The organism is Rhodococcus sp. RS1C4 (genome assembly GCF_002258225.1).
In the GTDB taxonomy this organism is placed as follows: domain Bacteria; phylum Actinomycetota; class Actinomycetes; order Mycobacteriales; family Mycobacteriaceae; genus Rhodococcoides; species Rhodococcoides fascians_E.
On the sequence record NZ_NOXZ01000037.1, the window covers coordinates 87,120 to 104,364 of the forward strand.

At 64.2% G+C, this 17,245-nt stretch carries 22 protein-coding genes; 7 read left to right on the forward strand and 15 right to left on the reverse strand.

Translation table 11 applies throughout. The features are described 5' to 3' along the window. Nucleotides 1–12: 12 nt before the first annotated feature. Nucleotides 13–843: an oxidoreductase gene (locus CH289_RS19115; protein ID WP_027498807.1), complete on the reverse strand. Its 831-nt coding sequence runs from the start codon at nt 841–843 to the stop codon at nt 13–15. 163 nt (nt 844–1,006) lie between these two features. On the opposite strand from CH289_RS19115, the gene CH289_RS19120 reads away from it, so the two are divergent. Next, the gene (locus CH289_RS19120; RefSeq protein WP_019664862.1) at nt 1,007–2,035 is read left to right on the forward strand and encodes an LLM class flavin-dependent oxidoreductase; all 1,029 of its coding nucleotides are present in this window, start codon (nt 1,007–1,009) and stop codon (nt 2,033–2,035) included. 15 nt (nt 2,036–2,050) lie between these two features. Here the strand turns inward: CH289_RS19120 and CH289_RS19125 are convergent, their stop codons facing one another. The 4 genes from CH289_RS19125 to CH289_RS19140 all read right to left on the reverse strand — a co-directional run bounded on the left by CH289_RS19125 (nt 2,051) and on the right by CH289_RS19140 (nt 5,619). Next, entirely contained in the window at nt 2,051–3,256 is a 1,206-nt protein-coding gene (locus CH289_RS19125; RefSeq protein WP_020111752.1) for a PrsW family intramembrane metalloprotease, read from the reverse strand. After that, nucleotides 3,253–3,843, reverse strand: a complete 591-nt coding sequence (locus CH289_RS19130; protein ID WP_143545119.1) for a hypothetical protein — start codon at nt 3,841–3,843, stop codon at nt 3,253–3,255. The genes CH289_RS19125 and CH289_RS19130 overlap by 4 nt, the downstream gene beginning before the upstream one ends. Nucleotides 3,844–3,974: 131 nt before the next feature. Continuing rightward, on the reverse strand, nt 3,975–4,367 hold the full coding sequence (locus CH289_RS19135; RefSeq protein ID WP_020111750.1) for an OsmC family protein: 393 nt from the start codon (nt 4,365–4,367) through the stop codon (nt 3,975–3,977). Nucleotides 4,368–4,434: 67 nt separating this feature from the next. Beyond that, nucleotides 4,435–5,619 (reverse strand): NAD(P)/FAD-dependent oxidoreductase, encoded by a 1,185-nt coding sequence (locus CH289_RS19140; RefSeq protein WP_019664859.1) that lies wholly within the window; start codon nt 5,617–5,619, stop codon nt 4,435–4,437. Between the two features lie 142 nt (nt 5,620–5,761). On the opposite strand from CH289_RS19140, the gene CH289_RS19145 reads away from it, so the two are divergent. Continuing rightward, a complete protein-coding gene (locus CH289_RS19145; RefSeq protein ID WP_020111749.1) occupies nt 5,762–6,658 on the forward strand; it encodes a YhjD/YihY/BrkB family envelope integrity protein in 897 nt (298 codons plus the stop codon). Here CH289_RS19145 and CH289_RS19150 read toward each other — a convergent pair. Continuing rightward, nucleotides 6,576–7,256, reverse strand: coding sequence for a CDP-alcohol phosphatidyltransferase family protein (locus tag CH289_RS19150; protein ID WP_230621120.1), 681 nt, complete (start codon nt 7,254–7,256; stop codon nt 6,576–6,578). The two genes, CH289_RS19145 and CH289_RS19150, sit on opposite strands and share 83 nt — an antisense overlap. A 286-nt stretch (nt 7,257–7,542) precedes the next feature. Here CH289_RS19150 and CH289_RS19155 point away from each other — a divergent pair, with 286 nt between their 5' ends. Together CH289_RS19155 and CH289_RS19160 are read left to right on the forward strand one after the other, a co-directional pair. Next, nucleotides 7,543–8,241, forward strand: a complete 699-nt coding sequence (locus tag CH289_RS19155; RefSeq protein WP_020111747.1) for a HemK2/MTQ2 family protein methyltransferase — start codon at nt 7,543–7,545, stop codon at nt 8,239–8,241. Nucleotides 8,242–8,266: 25 nt separating this feature from the next. Continuing rightward, the gene (locus CH289_RS19160) at nt 8,267–8,431 is read left to right on the forward strand and encodes a CDGSH iron-sulfur domain-containing protein (protein ID WP_094728380.1); all 165 of its coding nucleotides are present in this window, start codon (nt 8,267–8,269) and stop codon (nt 8,429–8,431) included. 25 nt (nt 8,432–8,456) lie between these two features. On the opposite strand, the gene CH289_RS19165 is transcribed toward CH289_RS19160, so the two are convergent. Next, on the reverse strand, nt 8,457–9,446 hold the full coding sequence (locus CH289_RS19165; protein ID WP_019664854.1) for an iron-containing redox enzyme family protein: 990 nt from the start codon (nt 9,444–9,446) through the stop codon (nt 8,457–8,459). A gap of 208 nt (nt 9,447–9,654) precedes the next feature. On the opposite strand from CH289_RS19165, the gene CH289_RS19170 reads away from it, so the two are divergent. Both CH289_RS19170 and CH289_RS19175 read left to right on the forward strand, forming a co-directional pair. Continuing rightward, on the forward strand, nt 9,655–10,137 hold the full coding sequence (locus CH289_RS19170; protein WP_020111746.1) for a DUF6764 family protein: 483 nt from the start codon (nt 9,655–9,657) through the stop codon (nt 10,135–10,137). 156 nt (nt 10,138–10,293) lie between these two features. Next, nucleotides 10,294–11,196 (forward strand): oxygenase MpaB family protein, encoded by a 903-nt coding sequence (locus tag CH289_RS19175; RefSeq protein WP_020111745.1) that lies wholly within the window; start codon nt 10,294–10,296, stop codon nt 11,194–11,196. A 62-nt stretch (nt 11,197–11,258) separates the two neighbouring features. On the opposite strand, the gene CH289_RS19180 is transcribed toward CH289_RS19175, so the two are convergent. The 6 genes from CH289_RS19180 to CH289_RS19200 form a co-directional block, all read right to left on the reverse strand. After that, nucleotides 11,259–11,906 carry a TetR/AcrR family transcriptional regulator gene (locus CH289_RS19180; protein WP_019664852.1) on the reverse strand — a complete coding sequence of 216 codons (648 nt, stop codon included), beginning with the start codon at nt 11,904–11,906 and terminating at the stop codon, nt 11,259–11,261. A gap of 62 nt (nt 11,907–11,968) precedes the next feature. Further along, nucleotides 11,969–12,112, reverse strand: a complete 144-nt coding sequence (locus CH289_RS28365) for a hypothetical protein (protein ID WP_155290387.1) — start codon at nt 12,110–12,112, stop codon at nt 11,969–11,971. After that, nucleotides 12,105–12,791, reverse strand: a complete 687-nt coding sequence (locus CH289_RS19185) for a DsbA family oxidoreductase (RefSeq protein WP_019664851.1) — start codon at nt 12,789–12,791, stop codon at nt 12,105–12,107. The genes CH289_RS28365 and CH289_RS19185 overlap by 8 nt, the downstream gene beginning before the upstream one ends. A 67-nt stretch (nt 12,792–12,858) precedes the next feature. Then, entirely contained in the window at nt 12,859–13,065 is a 207-nt protein-coding gene (locus tag CH289_RS19190) for a hypothetical protein (RefSeq protein ID WP_020111744.1), read from the reverse strand. Nucleotides 13,066–13,068: 3 nt separating this feature from the next. Next, nucleotides 13,069–13,335: a lipopolysaccharide assembly protein LapA domain-containing protein gene (locus CH289_RS19195; RefSeq protein ID WP_019664849.1), complete on the reverse strand. Its 267-nt coding sequence runs from the start codon at nt 13,333–13,335 to the stop codon at nt 13,069–13,071. Between the two features lie 126 nt (nt 13,336–13,461). Continuing rightward, nucleotides 13,462–13,632, reverse strand: coding sequence for a CsbD family protein (locus tag CH289_RS19200; protein WP_019664848.1), 171 nt, complete (start codon nt 13,630–13,632; stop codon nt 13,462–13,464). Between the two features lie 269 nt (nt 13,633–13,901). Here CH289_RS19200 and CH289_RS19205 point away from each other — a divergent pair, with 269 nt between their 5' ends. Then, nucleotides 13,902–14,924, forward strand: coding sequence for a substrate-binding domain-containing protein (locus CH289_RS19205; RefSeq protein WP_020111743.1), 1,023 nt, complete (start codon nt 13,902–13,904; stop codon nt 14,922–14,924). A 7-nt stretch (nt 14,925–14,931) separates the two neighbouring features. On the opposite strand, the gene CH289_RS19210 is transcribed toward CH289_RS19205, so the two are convergent. Together CH289_RS19210 and CH289_RS19215 are read right to left on the reverse strand one after the other, a co-directional pair. Next, a complete protein-coding gene (locus CH289_RS19210) occupies nt 14,932–15,687 on the reverse strand; it encodes an SDR family NAD(P)-dependent oxidoreductase (protein ID WP_020111742.1) in 756 nt (251 codons plus the stop codon). Continuing rightward, nucleotides 15,684–17,243, reverse strand: a complete 1,560-nt coding sequence (locus tag CH289_RS19215) for an AMP-binding protein (protein WP_020111741.1) — start codon at nt 17,241–17,243, stop codon at nt 15,684–15,686. Before CH289_RS19215 ends, CH289_RS19210 begins: the two co-directional genes overlap by 4 nt. Between the last annotated feature and the right edge of the window lie 2 nt (nt 17,244–17,245).

Sequence of the window (17,245 nt, forward strand, 5' to 3'; positions counted from 1 at the left end):
ATCGCGTGCAGTTCAGAAGTCGAAATCTGTGCTTCGTGAAACGGATTCCCACGACTCGGCGTCGGCGCGCAGGGCGTCGAGCGCACCGGTGAATCCGTCGACCGCGTCGTTGCCGAGGAGCAGCAGGAACGGGGGATCTTCGGATTCGACTGCGTCGACGACAGCTTGTGCTGCCTTGACCGGGTCACCTGGCTGGTTGCCGTGCGCTGTGTCGTTCTCGATCCGGCGCGCACCGGCCGTGGCTGCGTACTCGGCGATGGGGGAGGCGGACTGGGTCAGGGATCTGCCCGCGAAGTCCGTGCGAAACGCGCCGGGTTCGACCGTGAGGGCGCGGATGCCCAGGGGGGCGACCTCTCGACGAAGCGACAGTGTGAGCGCCTCGATGGCGGCTTTGACCGCGGCGTAATACCCGGACCCGGCGGGTGAAAGGCGCGCTCCGATCGACGAGATGTTGACGATCGTTCCGGAGCGACGGGCGCGCATTCCCGGCAGAACGGCCTTGATCGTGCGCACGGTACCGAAGACATGGGTGTCGAACAACCGGCGGACCGGACCGTCCTCGCCCTCTTCGACCGCGGAGCGATATCCGTAGCCCGCATTGTTGACGAGTACGTCGACTGCACCGAACCTCTCGGTAGCGGCGTCGACGGCAGCAGAGACCTGAGTGTCGTCGGTGACGTCCAGAGCGATCGCGAGTGAGGTGTCGGGGTAGCGGGCAGCGATGTCGGCGACCTTCGATACGTCGCGCGCGGTCACCACCACCTGATGACCACGTGCCAATGCTGTCTCGGCCAGATGCCTTCCGAGGCCCGTCGAGCATCCGGTGATGAGCCACGTTGTCATGGGTGCTCCCTTGTCGGCTTGAAGGTGTGGGTGTGCGGACAGTGAGACGATCACGTCAAGGCTAGGGCAACCGGTGAGGGGCCGACAGGGACCGTCGGCGATGATGGTTGAATCTACAATCGACACGGGTGGGCCTGTCCGCCCCGAATCGAGAGGTCGAACAATGCACCTGGGCGTAGACAGCTTCGTCTCCTCCGTGACGGACCCGACCGATGAACGCGTGATCGGCCCGTCCGAGCGAATGGGCCATCTGCTGGAGGAGATCGCCCTCGCGGACCGGGTCGGGTTGTATTCGTTCGGCATCGGCGAGCACCATCGGAGCGAGTACTACGATTCGGCGCCGTCGATCATCCTGGCGGCCGCGGCTGCTCGCACGGAACGCATCCGGCTCGGCAGTGCAGTGAAAGTGCTCAGCGCGGACGATCCAGTACGCGTGTTCCAGGAATTCGCCACTCTCGACCTCATTTCGAAGGGGCGGATCGACCTGGTCGTCGGCCGCGGATCGTTCACCGAATCCTTCCCGCTGTTCGGCCTGGATCTACGCGACTACGACTCGCTCTTCGCCGAGAAGCTCGAACTGCTGCTCGAGATCCGCGAGAACGTGGAAGTCACGTGGTCCGGGCGTCACCGACCGGCTCTGAACAGGCAGAGCATCTTCCCCCGGCCGGTACAGGATCCGCTGCCGATCTGGGTCGGCGTCGGAGGAACTCCCGAGTCCTTCGTTCGAGCCGGGTTGTTGGGTCTTCCCCTGATGATCGCGATCATCGGCGGCGAACCCCGACAGTTCGCGCCGCTCGTCGATCTCTATCGACGTGCAGGCGCGGAGGCCGGGCACGCACCCGAAAAGCTGCAGGTCGGACTACATGTGTTCGGTTTCGTGGCCGAGTCGACGCAAGCGGCAGCGGACACCATCTACCCCGGCTGGCACGAGATGTTCACCAAGGTCTCACGCGAGCGCGGCTTCGCACGCCCCACTCGGGAACAGTTCGACGCGACGTCTGGCCCCAACGGAGCCTTCTTCATGGGAGACCCGAAGACCGTCGCAGACAAGATCCTGCGCGTGGGTGAGCAGCTGGGCGGTGTCGATCGGTTGTCGTTGCAGATGACGAATCCTCGCCTCGCGCACGGAGATCTGCTCCGAGGAATCGAACTACTGGGGACCGAGGTCGCACCGCTCGTGGCGAAGGCGTAATCCGCCGCCGATCACCTAACTGCCGAGTGGCTGCCCGATGCCGTCCTCGGCGCGAAGACGTTCGACCTCGGCACGCGAGTGCCGCACCGCTTCGGTGTCCGCGCCCTTGGCGCTCGCGATGTCGTGTGCGAGGTCCAGGATTGCGCGTCGAAGATGCTTACGCGCTTTCCGGGCCCGTCGATCGGGCGACGACGCGCGGAATGCCTTTCTGGCCTTTCTGTCCAGAACGCCGTCCACCTCGGCGTCGGTGAGGAATCCTGCATCGACCTCGGGAGCCAGAATGTCGCGGACGAATTGGTACTCGCGTGGTGCTGCTCGGCGGAACGCGATCGTCAGCACCGTGAATGCGATGACGACGGACGCGAACATGACGCCGAACAACAGAAGCGGATTACCTCCGCCGAGCCCGGTGGCGTCGTCCCAGGTGAAGTGCAGGAACACCCCCGCCGCAACGAAGGCGAGACCACGCCCGATCTTGCGTGGTTGTGCTTTCGTCCCGATGAGGTACACCGCGCCTGCGCACACCAGCGCACTGAAGAGAGGGTGCGAGACGAAACTGACGGCAATCCGCGTGAGCGACATGTGGACGGCATTTCCGACCGGGTCGGTTCCGAACGTCCGGGCAGTGGCGTTGGCTGCGTAGAGGAAGTCCTCGAACATTGCGAATCCGAGTCCGATGAAGGCGCCCAGAATGAGACCGTCGTTGGCCGTTCGGATCAGCCGCGGGGCAAGGCTCATCAGCAGGATGAATCCGCAGAGCTTGGCCGCTTCCTCGGTGATCGGTGCAGTCGCGCCTGCAGCCCAATTCGCGCTCCATGCTTGGCCGAACAGCTTCGGGTAGATGCTGAGCATCGCAGTGTTGACCGTCATCGCGAACGCGAAGGTGGCGGGGATTGCGCCCCACAGCAGTGCTGCCGCGACCAGTCGGCCTGGCTGCCGTTCCCACCGGTCGATGTGACGGAACCACGCGAACCACGCGAGTCCGCACAGAGTGCACAGCACCGCGGACACGGCGAATCCCTCGGCGTAGAACCCGGCTCCCGGTGCGAAGAACGCCCAAGCCTGAAACGCTCCGACTGCAGTGAGCGCGATGTACACCCAGAACGACAGGTTGTGGGGTTGTACGAATTCGAATCGTTCACCCCACCCGGAGACCTCGAGCGCCTCCTGCCGACGGTGCTCGGCCTCGGACGACGCGGTGTCTGTCACGGCGTCACTCATCGGTTGCTCCCGTCGACGGTCTGGATGCTGGAGATCATGTCCTTGATATCGGTTGCCGCCGCGGTCATCTGAGTGGGCGGACCGTACGTCGTGATCTTCAGGCCGGTGCCGTCGACAACGAACGCCGCGACCAGTCCGTCTCCGCGGACGCTGCTGTAGGCCTGCACGACACCGGTCTGCCCGGCTGCTGTGGTCAGAGTGGCCCGGTCTCCGTCGACGCGGAACGACGGGTCGGTGGTGCGCGAGGTGACCTTTTCCACCTGGTCCACCAAATCGTCCGGTGTCCCGTCGAAGGAGTCCGCCGTCACCTGAAACGTGACGCCGTCCCCTGATACGGTGGCGTCGCCGGATCTCCGGTCTTTTTCGCCCACACGAAACCCGGTCTCGACCTCCCAGCCTGTCCTCGGCGTGAAGGCAATCGTGTCCGTGAGCGCTAGTTGTTGACCGGCGCGCACGGGATCGTTCCAGCCGATGGCCGCATCGACGCGCGGTACAGCGACGGTAAGAACGAGAAAGACCGCGATGACCAAAAGCGCTGGCGCGAGCGTTCTTCGGTCGAGACCGAGCACACGGTGCTCGGCTGGCACCCGTTGACGGTGCAGTCCGGGATGAGTCTGTGTCACGGGTTCCCCTCGCGGTCGTCGGTGGGAATACTTTCCCACAAAGTCCGCAGAGGCAGGGGGCTACCCGACGACGTGTCGGGATGGTCGAGCGAGAATCAGCCCAGACTCACATCGACGGACTCGATGACCTTCAAGAACGGACAGATCGAGACAGCTTGTGCAAGTACGGCATCGGGATCCTCGACGTCGGGTAGCTGGACCTTCAGTGAGAATCTGGCGTCGTAGCCGGAACCGTCGGAGTCGGTGAGAACAACTTTGCCTTCGACGGCGACGGAGTCCATGCTTCCTTCGACCGTACCGACGGCGATGCGCAGCGATTGGACGAGGCAGCTGGCCAAGGCTGCGGCCATCAACTGTTCGGGATTGGTGGTTTCTCCTGGCCCGCCGAGCTTTTCGGGCTCGTGGACGTCGAGTGACAGGAATCCGTCGTCGGACGTCACTCCTGCTTCCGTCGCGGTTACCAGGGCGGTGTAGAGCTCAGCGGTCATGTGGTGTGGGTGTCCACAAACATGGTCGTCCAAACCGTGCGGCTCGTACGACTGTTCAGCACCGGCGTCACAGACGTCCGCGGAGAATCCTGCGCCAGTAGGCCTGCGGCAAGGCGTAGCGGTCGAAAAGAAATGCCGACCTACGCGGTTTGAGCGGATCGAGGAAACTCGGAAGTGAGGACGAGACCACGAAATCTCGGTCGAATTCCCCCGCGATCAGGGTATGCGAATCGACCGCCACAGGTGCAACGGTGTAACCGTCGTACGAGGCCAACGGCTGCGACCGCCGGGCAGCCGCGATGTTGTCGACGAGAGTCGCAGCTTGCTTGCGGAGGGCGCCTCCCGACGGGTCGGTGCCGGTTGCGGCGATGTCACCTAGTGACCACACGGAGTCGTGGCGAACGTGCCTGAAGGTCATCGGGTCGATGTCGACGAGGTGGGCAGGTGTGTCGTCGGCGAGGTCCGCCAGCCAGCTCGGCCCACGAAACCGCGGGACGAGGTGAAGGAAGTCGTAGTCGATGCGGTTCTGGCTACCGCCGCCGTGAACGTGCAGGCGCTGGTGGTCCGCCTCGATTCCGGAAATGCTGGTGTCGAACAGAACTCGCACACCCAGTTCGTCGAGCCTGCGGCGCAGGATGTCGTCCAAGGCAGGAACACCGACCAGATACGAGCGGTCGACGACGAGTGTGATGTCGATCCTCGGCAGGCGGCCGTCTCGTTGCCACTGCGACGCGGCAAGAAACAGCGGCTTCAGTGTGGTGCCGCTGCAACTGACCGGTGGTCGTGGCAGCGTGAACACAGCGTGCCCGGGCAGAGCAATCGAGTCGACGAGCGCCGCGGTCTTCTCCGCGCGGTCGAGATAGTTGCTGGCGACAGCGGGAGTCTCGAGGGCATCGAACACGTTGGGAAGCTCATCCAGATCCGGCACGAGACCAGCCGCGATGATCAGGTCGGTGTACTTGTACTCGCGGCCCGAACCGGCGCGCACCGTTCTGGACTCCGCATCGATCGAGACCACCGAGTCCTCGATCCACCTGCACCCGTCGGGAGTTACCGACCGCTGCGTCTTCTGCGCATCGGCCAGGCGAGCCTGGCCTGATCCGACGTAGGACAGCATCGGCCGGTACGTGTGCACTTGTTGTGGCTCGATGATGGCAACGCTGTCGGTCACGTGTTCTCGCAGCAGACGAGCGGCGGTGCTGACGCCGGCATTGCCGCCTCCGATGATCAGAACATCGACGGTGTCGGTCACCTCCGGCCCATGTCGAGGCGCAGAAAAGGCAGTGGGTGCGGGAGTACCGTCGAATGTCATTGTGCGAGGCATACCCAGGTAGGTCGCGCGAAAACCAGCGCTGGGGTTGATCACCGGGCTCGCGGGGAATTGGCAACAGATCATGAACATACTGCCCAGCACTCGGAACCTCGGATCCGTCAGGCGACGAGCGTCGGCGACGGTCGCGCGATACAAGGAAATTTCGGCTACACGAGACTCGAGCGCTCTGGCCGCCACACTGACGTTCTACGGTGCCATCGCGGTGGTGCCCTTGCTGCTGTTGTCCTTGCGAGCTTGTGCTCTGGTCACGTCGGCGTCGTGGGTCGAAGCGAGAGGCGACGACGTCGCATCGTTGCTACCCGACGCGCTCGGGGCGCGGAGCGTTGTGCTGCAGCTGGTTTCGGCGGGAGCCGAGTTGAGTCTGCTGCACTGTGTACTGGCGATCTTCCCTGCCACGTTCTACGGCGAGGGCCTGCGCCGAGCGCTGACCTCGCGGAGGCGACCTCGCCCCACATCCTTCGACGGTTGGCGAGGCCGGCTTGCCCTGGTGCCGGTGGCAGTGGTCGCGCCGCTTCTGCTCCTGGGAGTGCTGGCGTCGGCAGAATGGCTCGCCGATGCGACGACGGGCGGGGGAGTAGCGGCCTTGTTGCTGCGCGTGTGGTTGGGCTTCGTCGTCGTGTGGCTCGTGCTCGGTGTCCTGGTCGCGGGTGCGTATTCGATAGTTGCGGCAGAGGACATTCCGTTTACCGTCGTCTGGTGGTGTGCCGCGGTCACAGCGTCGTTCATCGCAGGCTTCGTTCAGGGCTTCGTTCTGTTTCTGGCGATTCCGGTGTCGCTCGGCGCCCCGTTCGGAGGCCTGACCACTGTGGGAGCCGCGATCGCGATCGGTCTGTGGATGTGGGTGCTCCATGTCCTGCTCATCACGGGCTGGACGTTCACCCAGGCGACCGCGCAGGTTGTTGCGCAGGGGCCGCGAGCCGACGATGCACCACCACCAGGAGTTGAAACAACCCGATGAGCGCCAATCCGGCTCCGACGGCTCCACCTGCCGCGGAAGTCCAGGTCTGCTCCGGGAAGATCATGTTCGCGCCGAGTATCAGCAACACGGTGACAGCGCGAGACGGTCGTTCCCACACGGTGAGCACGCCCGCCTCCGGCATGCCGACTGCGGCCGCTCGGGCGCGAACGGATTCGTGGACGAGCGTGGAGGCTGCCATCGTCGCGATCAGCGGCAGCGGCACACCCACTACGGCGGCGCACGCATAGAAACACAGATCGCTGACGCGATCAGCGGTGGAATCGAGGACCGACCCCCACGCGGATGCGCGGTCGGACATGACGGCCACCGCACCGTCCACGCCGTCCAGCAGGGTCGACGCCAGAATCAGCACCATTGCCGCCAGTACGCCCCAGCGACCGAATGCACTCGCCGCCACCGCGATCGCCGCACACACCAGCGCCAAGACCGTCACGGTCGTCGGGGAGACACGCCGTCGAACGAAGGGGGCAGCGCAGAGGTACATGATCCCGAGCCAGCCGTCGATCAAACGCGAAGACGACGCGTCGAGACCCCCGTGCAGCGTCGACCACTCCGCTCGGTATCGGTCACGATCCATCACGGCAATCACCTGTTCTCGCGTCCCGACGCCTGCGCAAGCCGCGACGGAGGCGAATCACGGCAGGAGAGATGTGCTCCGGGCGCGACCGGCGTCGGCAGGACGAAAATTTCGACTGGAAAATGAAGAGTTGTCGGCTGCACGCTCAACCGAAGACCCTCGCTGCTTCGGGACGGATTCCCCGAACCGGACAACTCAAACGTCAGCCGAGAGCGAGAACGACCCATGGTTCGGGTGGCGCGGATCCTCGAGGTTTGGGTCTTTCGCCAGGCGGCATACCTACCCTATGGCGAACACGACGGCAGTCCGTGCCGGTCACGAGATGCAGAAGTTCTTCGACGTGGCGGTCGATCCGGGTGTGTATCGACCGCAAGAGGATTCGTGGCTGCTGGCCGAGGCCCTCACTGCGTCGGGAATTGCCGTGGGTGCTCGGGTCGTGGACATGTGTACCGGCTCGGGGGTGCTCGCGGTTCATGCCGCACGGTCGGGGGCTCGAGGCGTGCACGCGTTCGACATCGATCCCGTCGCAGCGACGTGTGCCCAGAAGAACGCCCGCAATGCCGGGTTGAACGTGGACGTGCGGCTGGGGTCGTTCGACGATGCTCGACGAACAGGGCCGTTCGACGTGGTGGTGTGCAATCCGCCGTACGTACCGTCGGACAACGTGCCCGTCGAGCTCGGCCCGGCCCGGGCCTGGGACGCGGGCCCTACCGGCCGTCTCGTGCTCGATACCTTGTGCAACAACGTATTCGACATGTTGTCTACGGGTGGCACGCTGCTGGCGGTCCAGTCCGAGTTCGCGGATCCGCAGCTCACGGTATCGATGCTGGCGGCGCGAGGTATGTCCGCGGCGATCGTCGATTCGCGCACGATCGGCTACGGTCCGGTCATGTCGTCGCGCGCCGAGTGGCTCGAGAACGTGGGTATCGCGCGCACCGGTCAACGGACGGAACGATTGGTGGTCATCCGTGCCGACAAGCGGTGACCGCGCGCGAACATCGATCCGGGTCGTGGCCAACGGACCGATCATCGTGTCGGGTCCCGTGGAGATCGAAACAGATGACGGAACCCACACGACGTCCGACCGGTTCGCGGTCGCGATCTGTACGTGCAAGCGCAGCAAGACCTACCCGCTGTGCGACACGAGCCACCGACGCAAGCAACGGCCCGCATGACTCGAGGCGTCACCGTTGCATCGCGTCACTGGTGCATCAATGACGACTTGCCCTTCTGCCACGCACCCATGATGTGGTCGGCGAGGGCATCCTCGACGTAGGACAGAGCGCGCATCCCGAACACCACGTCACGTTCCAGTTCGGGCTCCCGGCGCAGAAGATCCCCGACGACATCATGACGCAAGACCTGCTCGTGAACCGCGTCGGCTTCGACGTGTTCGGCGTAGAAGGCCACGCACGCTTCGGGAGCCCCGAGCCTGCGCAGACCGTCGACGAACCGTCGGGAACCCGGCGAGGACGTGATCTCCGTTGCGGCCAAGTGGCCCACCGTCGCTCCGCGCAAGCTCCGATGCAGGCCGAACAACGACATCAAGTTCACCCAGACCAGGGTCTGCGCTGGTACACGGTCGAGATAACCCAGATACGACGAGTCGAGATCGGCCGCGTCCATCAGTGCGCTCCACAACTGCTGGTGGACGTGATCGCCGCGGCCACCGCCGTATTCGTCGAACTCGACGGCGACGTACGACGCCTTCGCCTGACCGATCAGCCGAGGTATGGCCCAGGCGTGCGGATCGGCTTCCTTGAGGTGGTAGAGCGACCGATGGGCGAAGTATTCGCGCATGTGGTCCCACGTTCCCTCGTCTCTGAGAAACCAGGACGGACCGCTGCCGCTCCTCGGTTCGATGGACAGAGCGTCCATCTCGGCAACCGCGTCGACGCCGTCCTCGACGGACTCGCGGACGTGCGCCAGGAACGGCTCTTCGATCGATCGCCGGAACGCCAGAATTGCAGGGTCCCACTCGAAGTCGTCGTCGATGCCGTGGAATCCGCGATAGTGGAGTTCGTAGCAGATGGTCAGCGCCAGTTGCGCGTCCCGGCCGACGGGATCGACGTCGAAAGTGGTGGCCACCGACGTGGTCGTGCCGGACAGGTAATCGACAACGGACGCGGACACTTCGCCGTCCGGTGTGGGCAAGGTCGGGGATACAGCGGCGTGCGCTGGTGCGCTCATGAGGTTCGTGTACCCGGGCGGCGGCCGATCAATCGCGGCCTACCCGACGCGGGTTCTGGAGTTCCCGGTTCATCGACAGGGAGCGGTGTTACCTTGACGTGACCAGGTCGATGCTGATTCGAGATATTCGCGATCGACGGTCGTGCTGTCGGCGGAGCAGCGTGAGGCAGGTACTCGATCTCCAAGTCGTTCGAAGGAAGGCGTCAAGATGAGAACGCTCACGAAGCTCTTCGGTGGTGCAGCAACTCTGGGTCTGGCCGCAGGCATGTCATTTCTCGCTCCCGCCGCCGCTTCGGCCGCGCCCGTCGGGTGTACCACGGCCCCCGGCGGAGCATCGGAAGCCGCGGTGGAAGGCCAGTCGCAGTGCGACAGCGTCGCCGACGGAACGAGTGCGGCCGCAGGTTACGGATTCGAGGGCTGGGGCTCTGCGGCGGCGCTCGAACAGGCAGCGGCACTCGCACTCGGTCTGAACGGCGGCACCGCGGTGTCCGACGCCACCGCCGGTGCGGGCCCGGCAGCGATCTCGTTCGGGCCGGGCAGTTCGGCCGTGAACGAAGGGGTGGGGCCGGGGTTGTCGATTGCGGTGGCAGGTCCTGGCGGAACCGTCACGCTGACGCCGACTGGTGCAGTCTGCACCGGTCTCAGTCTCGCGGGTAGCTTCACCACTCTTCAAGGCTGCATCGGGCGCTAGCCGACTTCTGTGCCGAGAACCGGGTCGGGGATGTCCTGGTTCTCGGCTTCGTCGTGCGTCGCCGGACTCGTAAACGGTCACTGTTGACTGATTAAGCGTCAACCCTTACATTCACCAGTGAGCGAGTGAGGTCACTGTGACTGCATCGGAGTGCGCATGTTTCACGATCCGTGGACCACGAGAATCGAGTCTCTGGACCCGACCACCGATTACGAAGAGATATACCGCCTGCACTACTCCTACGCGTTCCCGTGGGACACGGTTCAGGCCCTCAGCTTTGCATTGTTCCGCACCTACGCAGTCCCGACCGTCGGAAGCCTGCTGGCCGCGACGGGCGAGTTCACCGAACGTGTACAGCAGCGCTACGACGACACCAATCTGATCCTCGACCAGGTCGTCGAGTCGGGGTTCGCGAGCGTCGACGGCCGCACGGCGATCCGTCGGATGAATCGAATGCACGGTGCGTACGACATCTCCAACGAAGATTTTCTGTATGTTCTCGCGACGTTCGTGGTCGTGCCGGTCCGCTGGCTCGAGAGGTTCGGATGGCGTCCGGTCGGAGTGGGTGAGCGCGACGCGATGGTCATGTACTACCGCACTCTGGGGCGGCACATGGGAATCAAAGAGATCCCCGAGACCTACGACCAGTTCGCCAGTTACATGGACGAGTACGAGCAGCAGCACTTCGCCTACGACGTGGGCAGCACCGCCGTCGCCGACGCCACCCTCGACCTCATGTCCACGTTCGCGCCGTACAAGTTCCTGCCGAAGAAGGTCTTTCGGCGAATGGCATACGCGCTGATGGACAAGCCTCTGCTCGACGCCTTCCATTACCCGGGGCCGACGAAGCTCGAACGGTCGGTTGCCGAAGCCATGGTGAAGGCGCGCGCACGTGTGGTCCGGCTCCTCCCTCCGCGTACGACGGCATACCGCGCCCGCGATCAGAAGGCGGTCCGTTCCTATCCCGCTGGGTATCGGATCTCGGAACTCGGGACGTTTCCCACGGGATGTCCGGTGGACCACGGTCCGAGCGAGCCGCACAGACGCTCTCGCCGGTGAGCCTGCAAACAAGAGATTTCGATGGTCGGCCGGTGATCCGGGCCCGTCGATTACGTGCATTTCTAGTGCAGTAGAACGCTTTCCGCGTGTGAGTACCACTGGCTGAGATGGCGATCGGTCGTCGGATCGTGTGGATCGAACGTGTAGGTCATGGCGGTTCCGCGCATGCTTGTCAGGAGGAGTTCCCTCATCTGCTTGTAGCCGGGTCGGGTCGTGCACTCCGGACCGAACAGTGCGTCGGTCCGATCACGGATGACCTGACCCATTCGCTGTTCCACGGGCCGGAGCTCGGCTCGCAGCTCGTCGTTGGTGCGCGCAGCATTCCACAGCTCGTTCGATGCCCAGAAGTAGGGCTGGCTGTAGTTCGACCACATCGCGTCGATAGCTGCCCGAATCCGCGCCTTGAGTTCCTGGGGAATGTCCGAGCTGATGTGCAGACCACGGATGCGCTCGAGCGCCAAGTGGTGGACTGCCGCACTGAGCAACTTCTCGCGCGAGGGAAAGTGATGCAACAATCGGCCGCGAGACACCCCGGCCTGCTGCTGGATCCGCAGGGTCGACGCTCCCGAGTACCCGTGCTCGATCAGCACCGTGACTGCCGCACTCAGGATCTTGCCCTGGGTCTCCCGGCTCCGGTCCTGTTGGCGGCGGCCGGTTCCGGACGGCTCGGCCGGCGGTCGATCCGAGTGAGGCTGATCGATACTGGACACGGCCGCCAGTCTAGTGACCACGGCATCTCGCTGAAGTCACCACGCGATGCAGCGCTGGTTCGCTACGTCGGGTCGGCCGGGGCGTCGGAGAGCTCTTCTTCACCCGCCGGGGGCCATGCGCACACGCCGCCCGCGCATGCCTCGGCGGGTTCACCGAGCATGCGGAACGACGTGCCCGAAGCGGCCCCTGATGCCGGGTCAGACATCGGCCGCGGCGGTGTCGGCTGTGGTTTCTGCGGCTACGGTGCGTAGGACATCAGCGAACGCGCTGGGCTCCTGTGCACCCGACACCCCGTACTTGCCGTTGATCACGAAGAAGGGGACACCGTTGATGCCGAAGGTGCGGGCTTGGTCGATGTCGGAAGCGACGGCATCCGAATACCTGCCCGCCGTCAGAGCGGCTTCGGCGTCCGCCCGGTCGAGTCCGACATCGGCGGCGAGGTCGGCCAAATCGGATATCCGTCCGACGTGCCTGCCCTCGGTGAAGTAGGCCAGGAACAGGCGCTCGGCAAGCTCGAGCTGCCTGTTGTGCGCTTTGGCGTAATGCAGAAGTTCATGCGCCTTGAGCGTCTTGGTGTGTTGCAGCGCGTCGAAGTCGTAGTTCAGCCCGACGGACGCGGCGATATTTTCGACGTGCGCGAGCATCTGCTGGACCTGATCGGCGGGGATGCCCTTGTGCCCCGACAGAAAGTCGACCTCGGAACCGTCGAAGTCCACTGGGGTGTCGGGCGCAAGCTCGAAGCTGTGGTACACGACGTGGACGTTTCCGTCCTGGCCGGATGCCGCGAGGCCTTCCTCGAAGCGGCGCTTGCCAATGAAGCACCACGGGCAGGCGATATCGGACCAGATGTCGACGGTGATCGGAGCCATGAGGAAGAGAACCATCGACTGTTACCGATTGTTCCCGAGTGTCGACTCCGATCGCCGTCGACACGAGTAACCGCCTACGTCATCATGCGGCGTGCTTACCGGAGGCCTTTTCCGCTCGGCGCTCGGCGAACCTCCCGCTTTTCGTCAACACCTTGGAGATCAAGTTCGGCTTGCCGGATCGCCTCTCGATTGCCAGACCCCCGAGCACCAGAATTCGCGCGAGAATCGGCAGCGCGATCGCGACGAACAGGTACCGGTACAAGTACTTTCGAGCCAGAAGTGGAAGCATCGGTCAACGCACCGCGCGTCGAAGCCGCAGAGCCGCAACCACCGCGAGGGCGATGACCGCGCCGACTGCCGCAGCGCCCAGTAGGGACACACCTTGCGCGAGGTCGAAGTTCCAACCGATGAAGTTGATCCGGGTGTGCACCGTGTTCTGGAGCACGAACACGACGAGCGCGATGGCCAGAATCAGGGCGACGATCAGCGCGAGCTTGGAGGTGATTCCTCCGCGGCGGCGTGGTGCGGGGCGTACGGAGGTGGAGTCGGTGGTGGTCATGATGCTTCCTCGGGGCTGAATTGGAACTCGGAGTGTGAAACTTGGCGGTGGCGCGGTTGTCGTGTCGAAGGGTTCGGCCCGCAGGGTCCCGGCGTGTGCGGGGACCCTGGCGGGCCTGAACGGTGGTTACTTGAACGTGTCCTTGATGTTCTCGCCGACCTTCTTCACGCCCGCCGATCCCTGGTCCTTCTTGCCCTCGGCCTCGAGGTCCTTGTTGTTGGTCGCGTCACCCACGACCTCCTTGGCCTTGCCCAATGCGTCTTCTGCTGCGTTCTTGGCCTTGTCGATGAAGCTCATCGGAGCACCTCTTCTGTGTGTGATTGAAAATTGCAGATACTCAGTCGGTTTCTAATGGGAAAAGCAAACGTCGTTGTGATCTGAATCACATTTACCAATTCGGGCGCGACGAACCGCTGGAAGAGGCGCCTGCGGGGTGTTGACAGAGGGATCTGACCTGCTTCATAGTGGTGGCGTTCTCGTTGTTTAGACCGGTCAAATAGTTCGGTCTAGCTGGCATCTCAACGCGCGTACCCGGCGCATCTCGAATCGAAGAAGGAAGACAACACGTGATCACGAATCGTCGCAGCAGGGCCGCGTCCACCGCGCGCACCGCACCGACCGCACTTGCCGCATCGATAGCTCTTGCCGTGGTGCTCACTGCGTGCAGCAGCACCGGGGGAGCCCCGGAATCGACCGGCCCGTCTGCAGAGGGCGGGACTGCGGACACGCCCAGGGCCACGATTGCGATGATCACCCACGCGCCTCCGGGCGACACCTTCTGGGATCTGATCCGCAAGGGCGCCGAGGCCGCGGCCGCCAAGGACAACATCGAACTGCGCTACAACGGCGAAGTCGACGCCCCGGGCCAAGCGAATCTCGTTCAGAATGCGGTCGATTCGGGCGTGGACGCGATCGCCGTGACACTGGCCAAGCCGGACGCGATGAAGACCAACGTCGAGTCCGCAATCGACCAGGGGCTACCCGTGGTTGCCTTCAATTCCGGTTACGACAACTGGAAAGACATGGGACTGCAGGGATACTTCGGGCAGGACGAGCGGATCGCGGGCATCGCCGCGGGCGAACGATTGAAGGCGGACGGCGCGACCAACGCCATCTGCGTGATTCAGGAACAAGGCGCCGTTCAGCTCGAAGCGCGATGCGCAGGCATCGCCGAAGGATTCGGTGGGACGATCGAGAACCTCAACGTCAACGGACAGGACCTGCCGTCCGTGCAATCGACGATCCAAGCGAAACTGCAACAGGATCCGAGCATCGATTCGATCGTCACGCTGGGAGCGCCGATCGCACTGACCGCAGTGGATTCGGTGTCCGCGGCGGGGTCCGGCGCGACTGTCTCCACCTTCGACACCAATGCAGCGTTGGTCGATGCCATCAAGTCCGGCGACGTCCAATGGGCCATCGACCAGCAGCCGTACCTACAGGGTTACCTCGCGATCGATTCGCTGTGGCTGTACCTGAACAACAAGAACACGATCGGCGGAGGCCAGGCGGTGCTGACCGGTCCGTCGTTCATCGACAACACCAACATCGACGCCATCGCGGACCTCGCTGCCGCCGGCACCCGGTAGCGGCGCGCTACACGAGGGATGCCGTGAGACCACCGTCGAGAACGTAGTGGCTACCGGTGACCCATGATGCGCGGTCCGACGCCAGGAACGCGGCCACTTCGGCGATGTCTTCCGGAGTGCCGAGTCGGCCCTGCTTGGCGGCAACCAGGTCTCCGAACGGAACCTGTGTTGCCGCCTCGAAATCCGGAACGAGTCGGTCCACCATCGCAGTGTCCGCGAACCCGGGGCACACCGCGTTGACTCGAACGCCGGACGGCCGCATCTCGACAGCCGCGACGCGCGTCAACTGGATCAGTGCAGCTTTCGTGGCGCAGTAGGATCCGAGCAGCGGGCTTCCGCCGATGCCGGCGACCGAGCTTATGTTGACGATGTTCCCTCGAGACTCCACGAGCGGCCCGATTGCGGCTTTCATGGCCAGAAACGGCCCGCGCACGTTGACGGCGTAGATCTTGTCGAAGCTCTCGGTCGACTGCTGAAGAAGCGGTGACGAGATCTCGATACCGGCGTTGTTGACCAGAACGTCGAGACCTCCGAGGATTTCCACGGCCTGCCCGACGGCTGCCTGCACTTGTTCCTCGTCGGTGACGTCGCAGTTGGCGATCCCGGCCGCGCCGATCTCCTCGGCCGCTCGGGCGGCGGCCGCCTCGTCGATGTCGCTGACCACGACTCGGGCTCCGCGTCGCACGAACAGTGCCGAGATGGCCTTTCCGATTCCGGCGCCGGATCCGGTGACGAACACGCGCTTGCCCTCGAGTTCGGTCATGGTGTGTTTCCTTTCGTGTTCGAGTGGAGTTGCATCGTGGTGCGTACTTCGGTCTTGAGGATCTTCCCCACCTTGGAGCGGGGGAGGTCGTCCCAGATCTCTATCTGTTTGGGGGCTTTCATGCTTCCGATGCGCTTCTTCACGAAAGCGATCAGTTCGGTCTCGGATGCCTGTCGATCCGGTCTCAGCTGCACAGCGGCCGAGACACGTTCTCCCCACTTGTCGTCGGGCAACCCCACAACGGCGCTTTCCTTCACCGCTGGATGTGCGAGAAGTGCCTGCTCGACCTCGGCGGAGTACACGTTGAAACCGCCGGAGATGATCATGTCCTTCGCTCGATCGACGATGTACAGAAAGTTGTCGTCGTCGAGGTACCCGATATCGCCCGTGTGGTGCCAGCCGAACGCACCGACTTCTGCTGTCGCGTCGGGATTCTCGTGATAGCCCGCCATCACCAGTGGACCCCGGACGACGATTTCACCTCGCTCGCCCGGCCCGAGCAGGAGCCCGGCTTCGCTCATGATCGCGACCGTGGTGAGCGGCGTCGGCCGGCCGGCCGATGCGAGCCGCTCGGTGGCGATCGAACCGTCGTCTCGGAAATGGTCGGCCGGCGCGAGCGTGGCAATCATGTTGGGTGCCTCCGTCTGCCCGAACAACTGCCCGAGGACGGGGCCGATGCGTCGCAGTGCTTCCTCGAGCCGGGTCGGCGACATCGGTGCGGCGCCGTACCAGAGGCACCGCAACGACGACAGGTCCGTCGAATCCAGTGCTGGGTGGTCGAGCAATCCGTACACGACGGTGGGAGGTAGGAAGGCGTGCGTGATGCCATGCTCGTCGACAAGCTCCAGGAACCGGCCGACGTCGGGCGCGGGCATGATCACCACGTGTCCGCCCAGGCTCAGGATGGGAAAAGTCAGTACCCCGGCAGAGTGTGTCAGCGGCGCCAGCGCGAGGTACTGCGGCCGCTCGCCGAACGGGTAACTCATCAGAGCCGTGGCCGTGGAGACCATCATGTTCTCCTCGGTGAGGCGAACGCCCTTCGGCCTGCCGGTAGTTCCGCCCGTACCGGCGATCATGCACAGACCGTCGGCGGGGCGACGGCTGGTGTCGGGTTCGGCCACGTGATCGGCGAGCCATCGGTCGTACGCAAGTGCACCCGGAACATCGCCGTCGAGGCACACCAGCCACTCGAGCAGGGGGAGCCGGTCACGGATCTCGGTCACCAGTTCCGCGAACGCCTTCTGAAAAAAGAGAAACCTGCACCCGAACAGATCGAAGAGTTGGCGGTTCTCGTCGGCCTCGTTCCGCGGGTTCACCGGGCACCACACCGCCCCAGCACGGGAGATACCGAACACGCACGTCAACGCGCGCGGATCGTTGGCCGACAGCACGGCAACGCGGTCGCCGGTCTCGATACCTGCACGCTGAAGCGCCCCCGCGATGGCCACGGTGTCGTCGTGGACGTCGCCGTAGCTTCGCGTGTACTCACCCATCGTCATACACGGTGCATCACGGCCGAGGGACATCCCTTTGTCGAGATAGTCGGACAATCGCATCG

Coding starts and splice junctions, on each gene's coding strand:
- CH289_RS19185 (WP_019664851.1), bottom strand. CDS start 12,791: ATGGTTCTCTTCCTCATGGCTCCGATCACCGTCGACATCTGGTCCGAT.
- CH289_RS19120 (WP_019664862.1), top strand. CDS start 1,007: ATGCACCTGGGCGTAGACAGCTTCGTCTCCTCCGTGACGGACCCGACC.
- CH289_RS19200 (WP_019664848.1), bottom strand. CDS start 13,632: ATGAGCTTCATCGACAAGGCCAAGAACGCAGCAGAAGACGCATTGGGC.
- CH289_RS19215 (WP_020111741.1), bottom strand. CDS start 17,243: ATGCGATTGTCCGACTATCTCGACAAAGGGATGTCCCTCGGCCGTGAT.
- CH289_RS19145 (WP_020111749.1), top strand. CDS start 5,762: ATGAACATACTGCCCAGCACTCGGAACCTCGGATCCGTCAGGCGACGA.
- CH289_RS19195 (WP_019664849.1), bottom strand. CDS start 13,335: ATGACCACCACCGACTCCACCTCCGTACGCCCCGCACCACGCCGCCGC.
- CH289_RS19150 (WP_230621120.1), bottom strand. CDS start 7,256: ATGGATCGTGACCGATACCGAGCGGAGTGGTCGACGCTGCACGGGGGT.
- CH289_RS19210 (WP_020111742.1), bottom strand. CDS start 15,687: ATGACCGAACTCGAGGGCAAGCGCGTGTTCGTCACCGGATCCGGCGCC.
- CH289_RS19190 (WP_020111744.1), bottom strand. CDS start 13,065: ATGCTTCCACTTCTGGCTCGAAAGTACTTGTACCGGTACCTGTTCGTC.
- CH289_RS28365 (WP_155290387.1), bottom strand. CDS start 12,112: ATGTCTGACCCGGCATCAGGGGCCGCTTCGGGCACGTCGTTCCGCATG.
- CH289_RS19165 (WP_019664854.1), bottom strand. CDS start 9,446: ATGAGCGCACCAGCGCACGCCGCTGTATCCCCGACCTTGCCCACACCG.
- CH289_RS19135 (WP_020111750.1), bottom strand. CDS start 4,367: ATGACCGCTGAGCTCTACACCGCCCTGGTAACCGCGACGGAAGCAGGA.
- CH289_RS19125 (WP_020111752.1), bottom strand. CDS start 3,256: ATGAGTGACGCCGTGACAGACACCGCGTCGTCCGAGGCCGAGCACCGT.
- CH289_RS19175 (WP_020111745.1), top strand. CDS start 10,294: ATGTTTCACGATCCGTGGACCACGAGAATCGAGTCTCTGGACCCGACC.
- CH289_RS19170 (WP_020111746.1), top strand. CDS start 9,655: ATGAGAACGCTCACGAAGCTCTTCGGTGGTGCAGCAACTCTGGGTCTG.
- CH289_RS19115 (WP_027498807.1), bottom strand. CDS start 843: ATGACAACGTGGCTCATCACCGGATGCTCGACGGGCCTCGGAAGGCAT.
- CH289_RS19155 (WP_020111747.1), top strand. CDS start 7,543: ATGGCGAACACGACGGCAGTCCGTGCCGGTCACGAGATGCAGAAGTTC.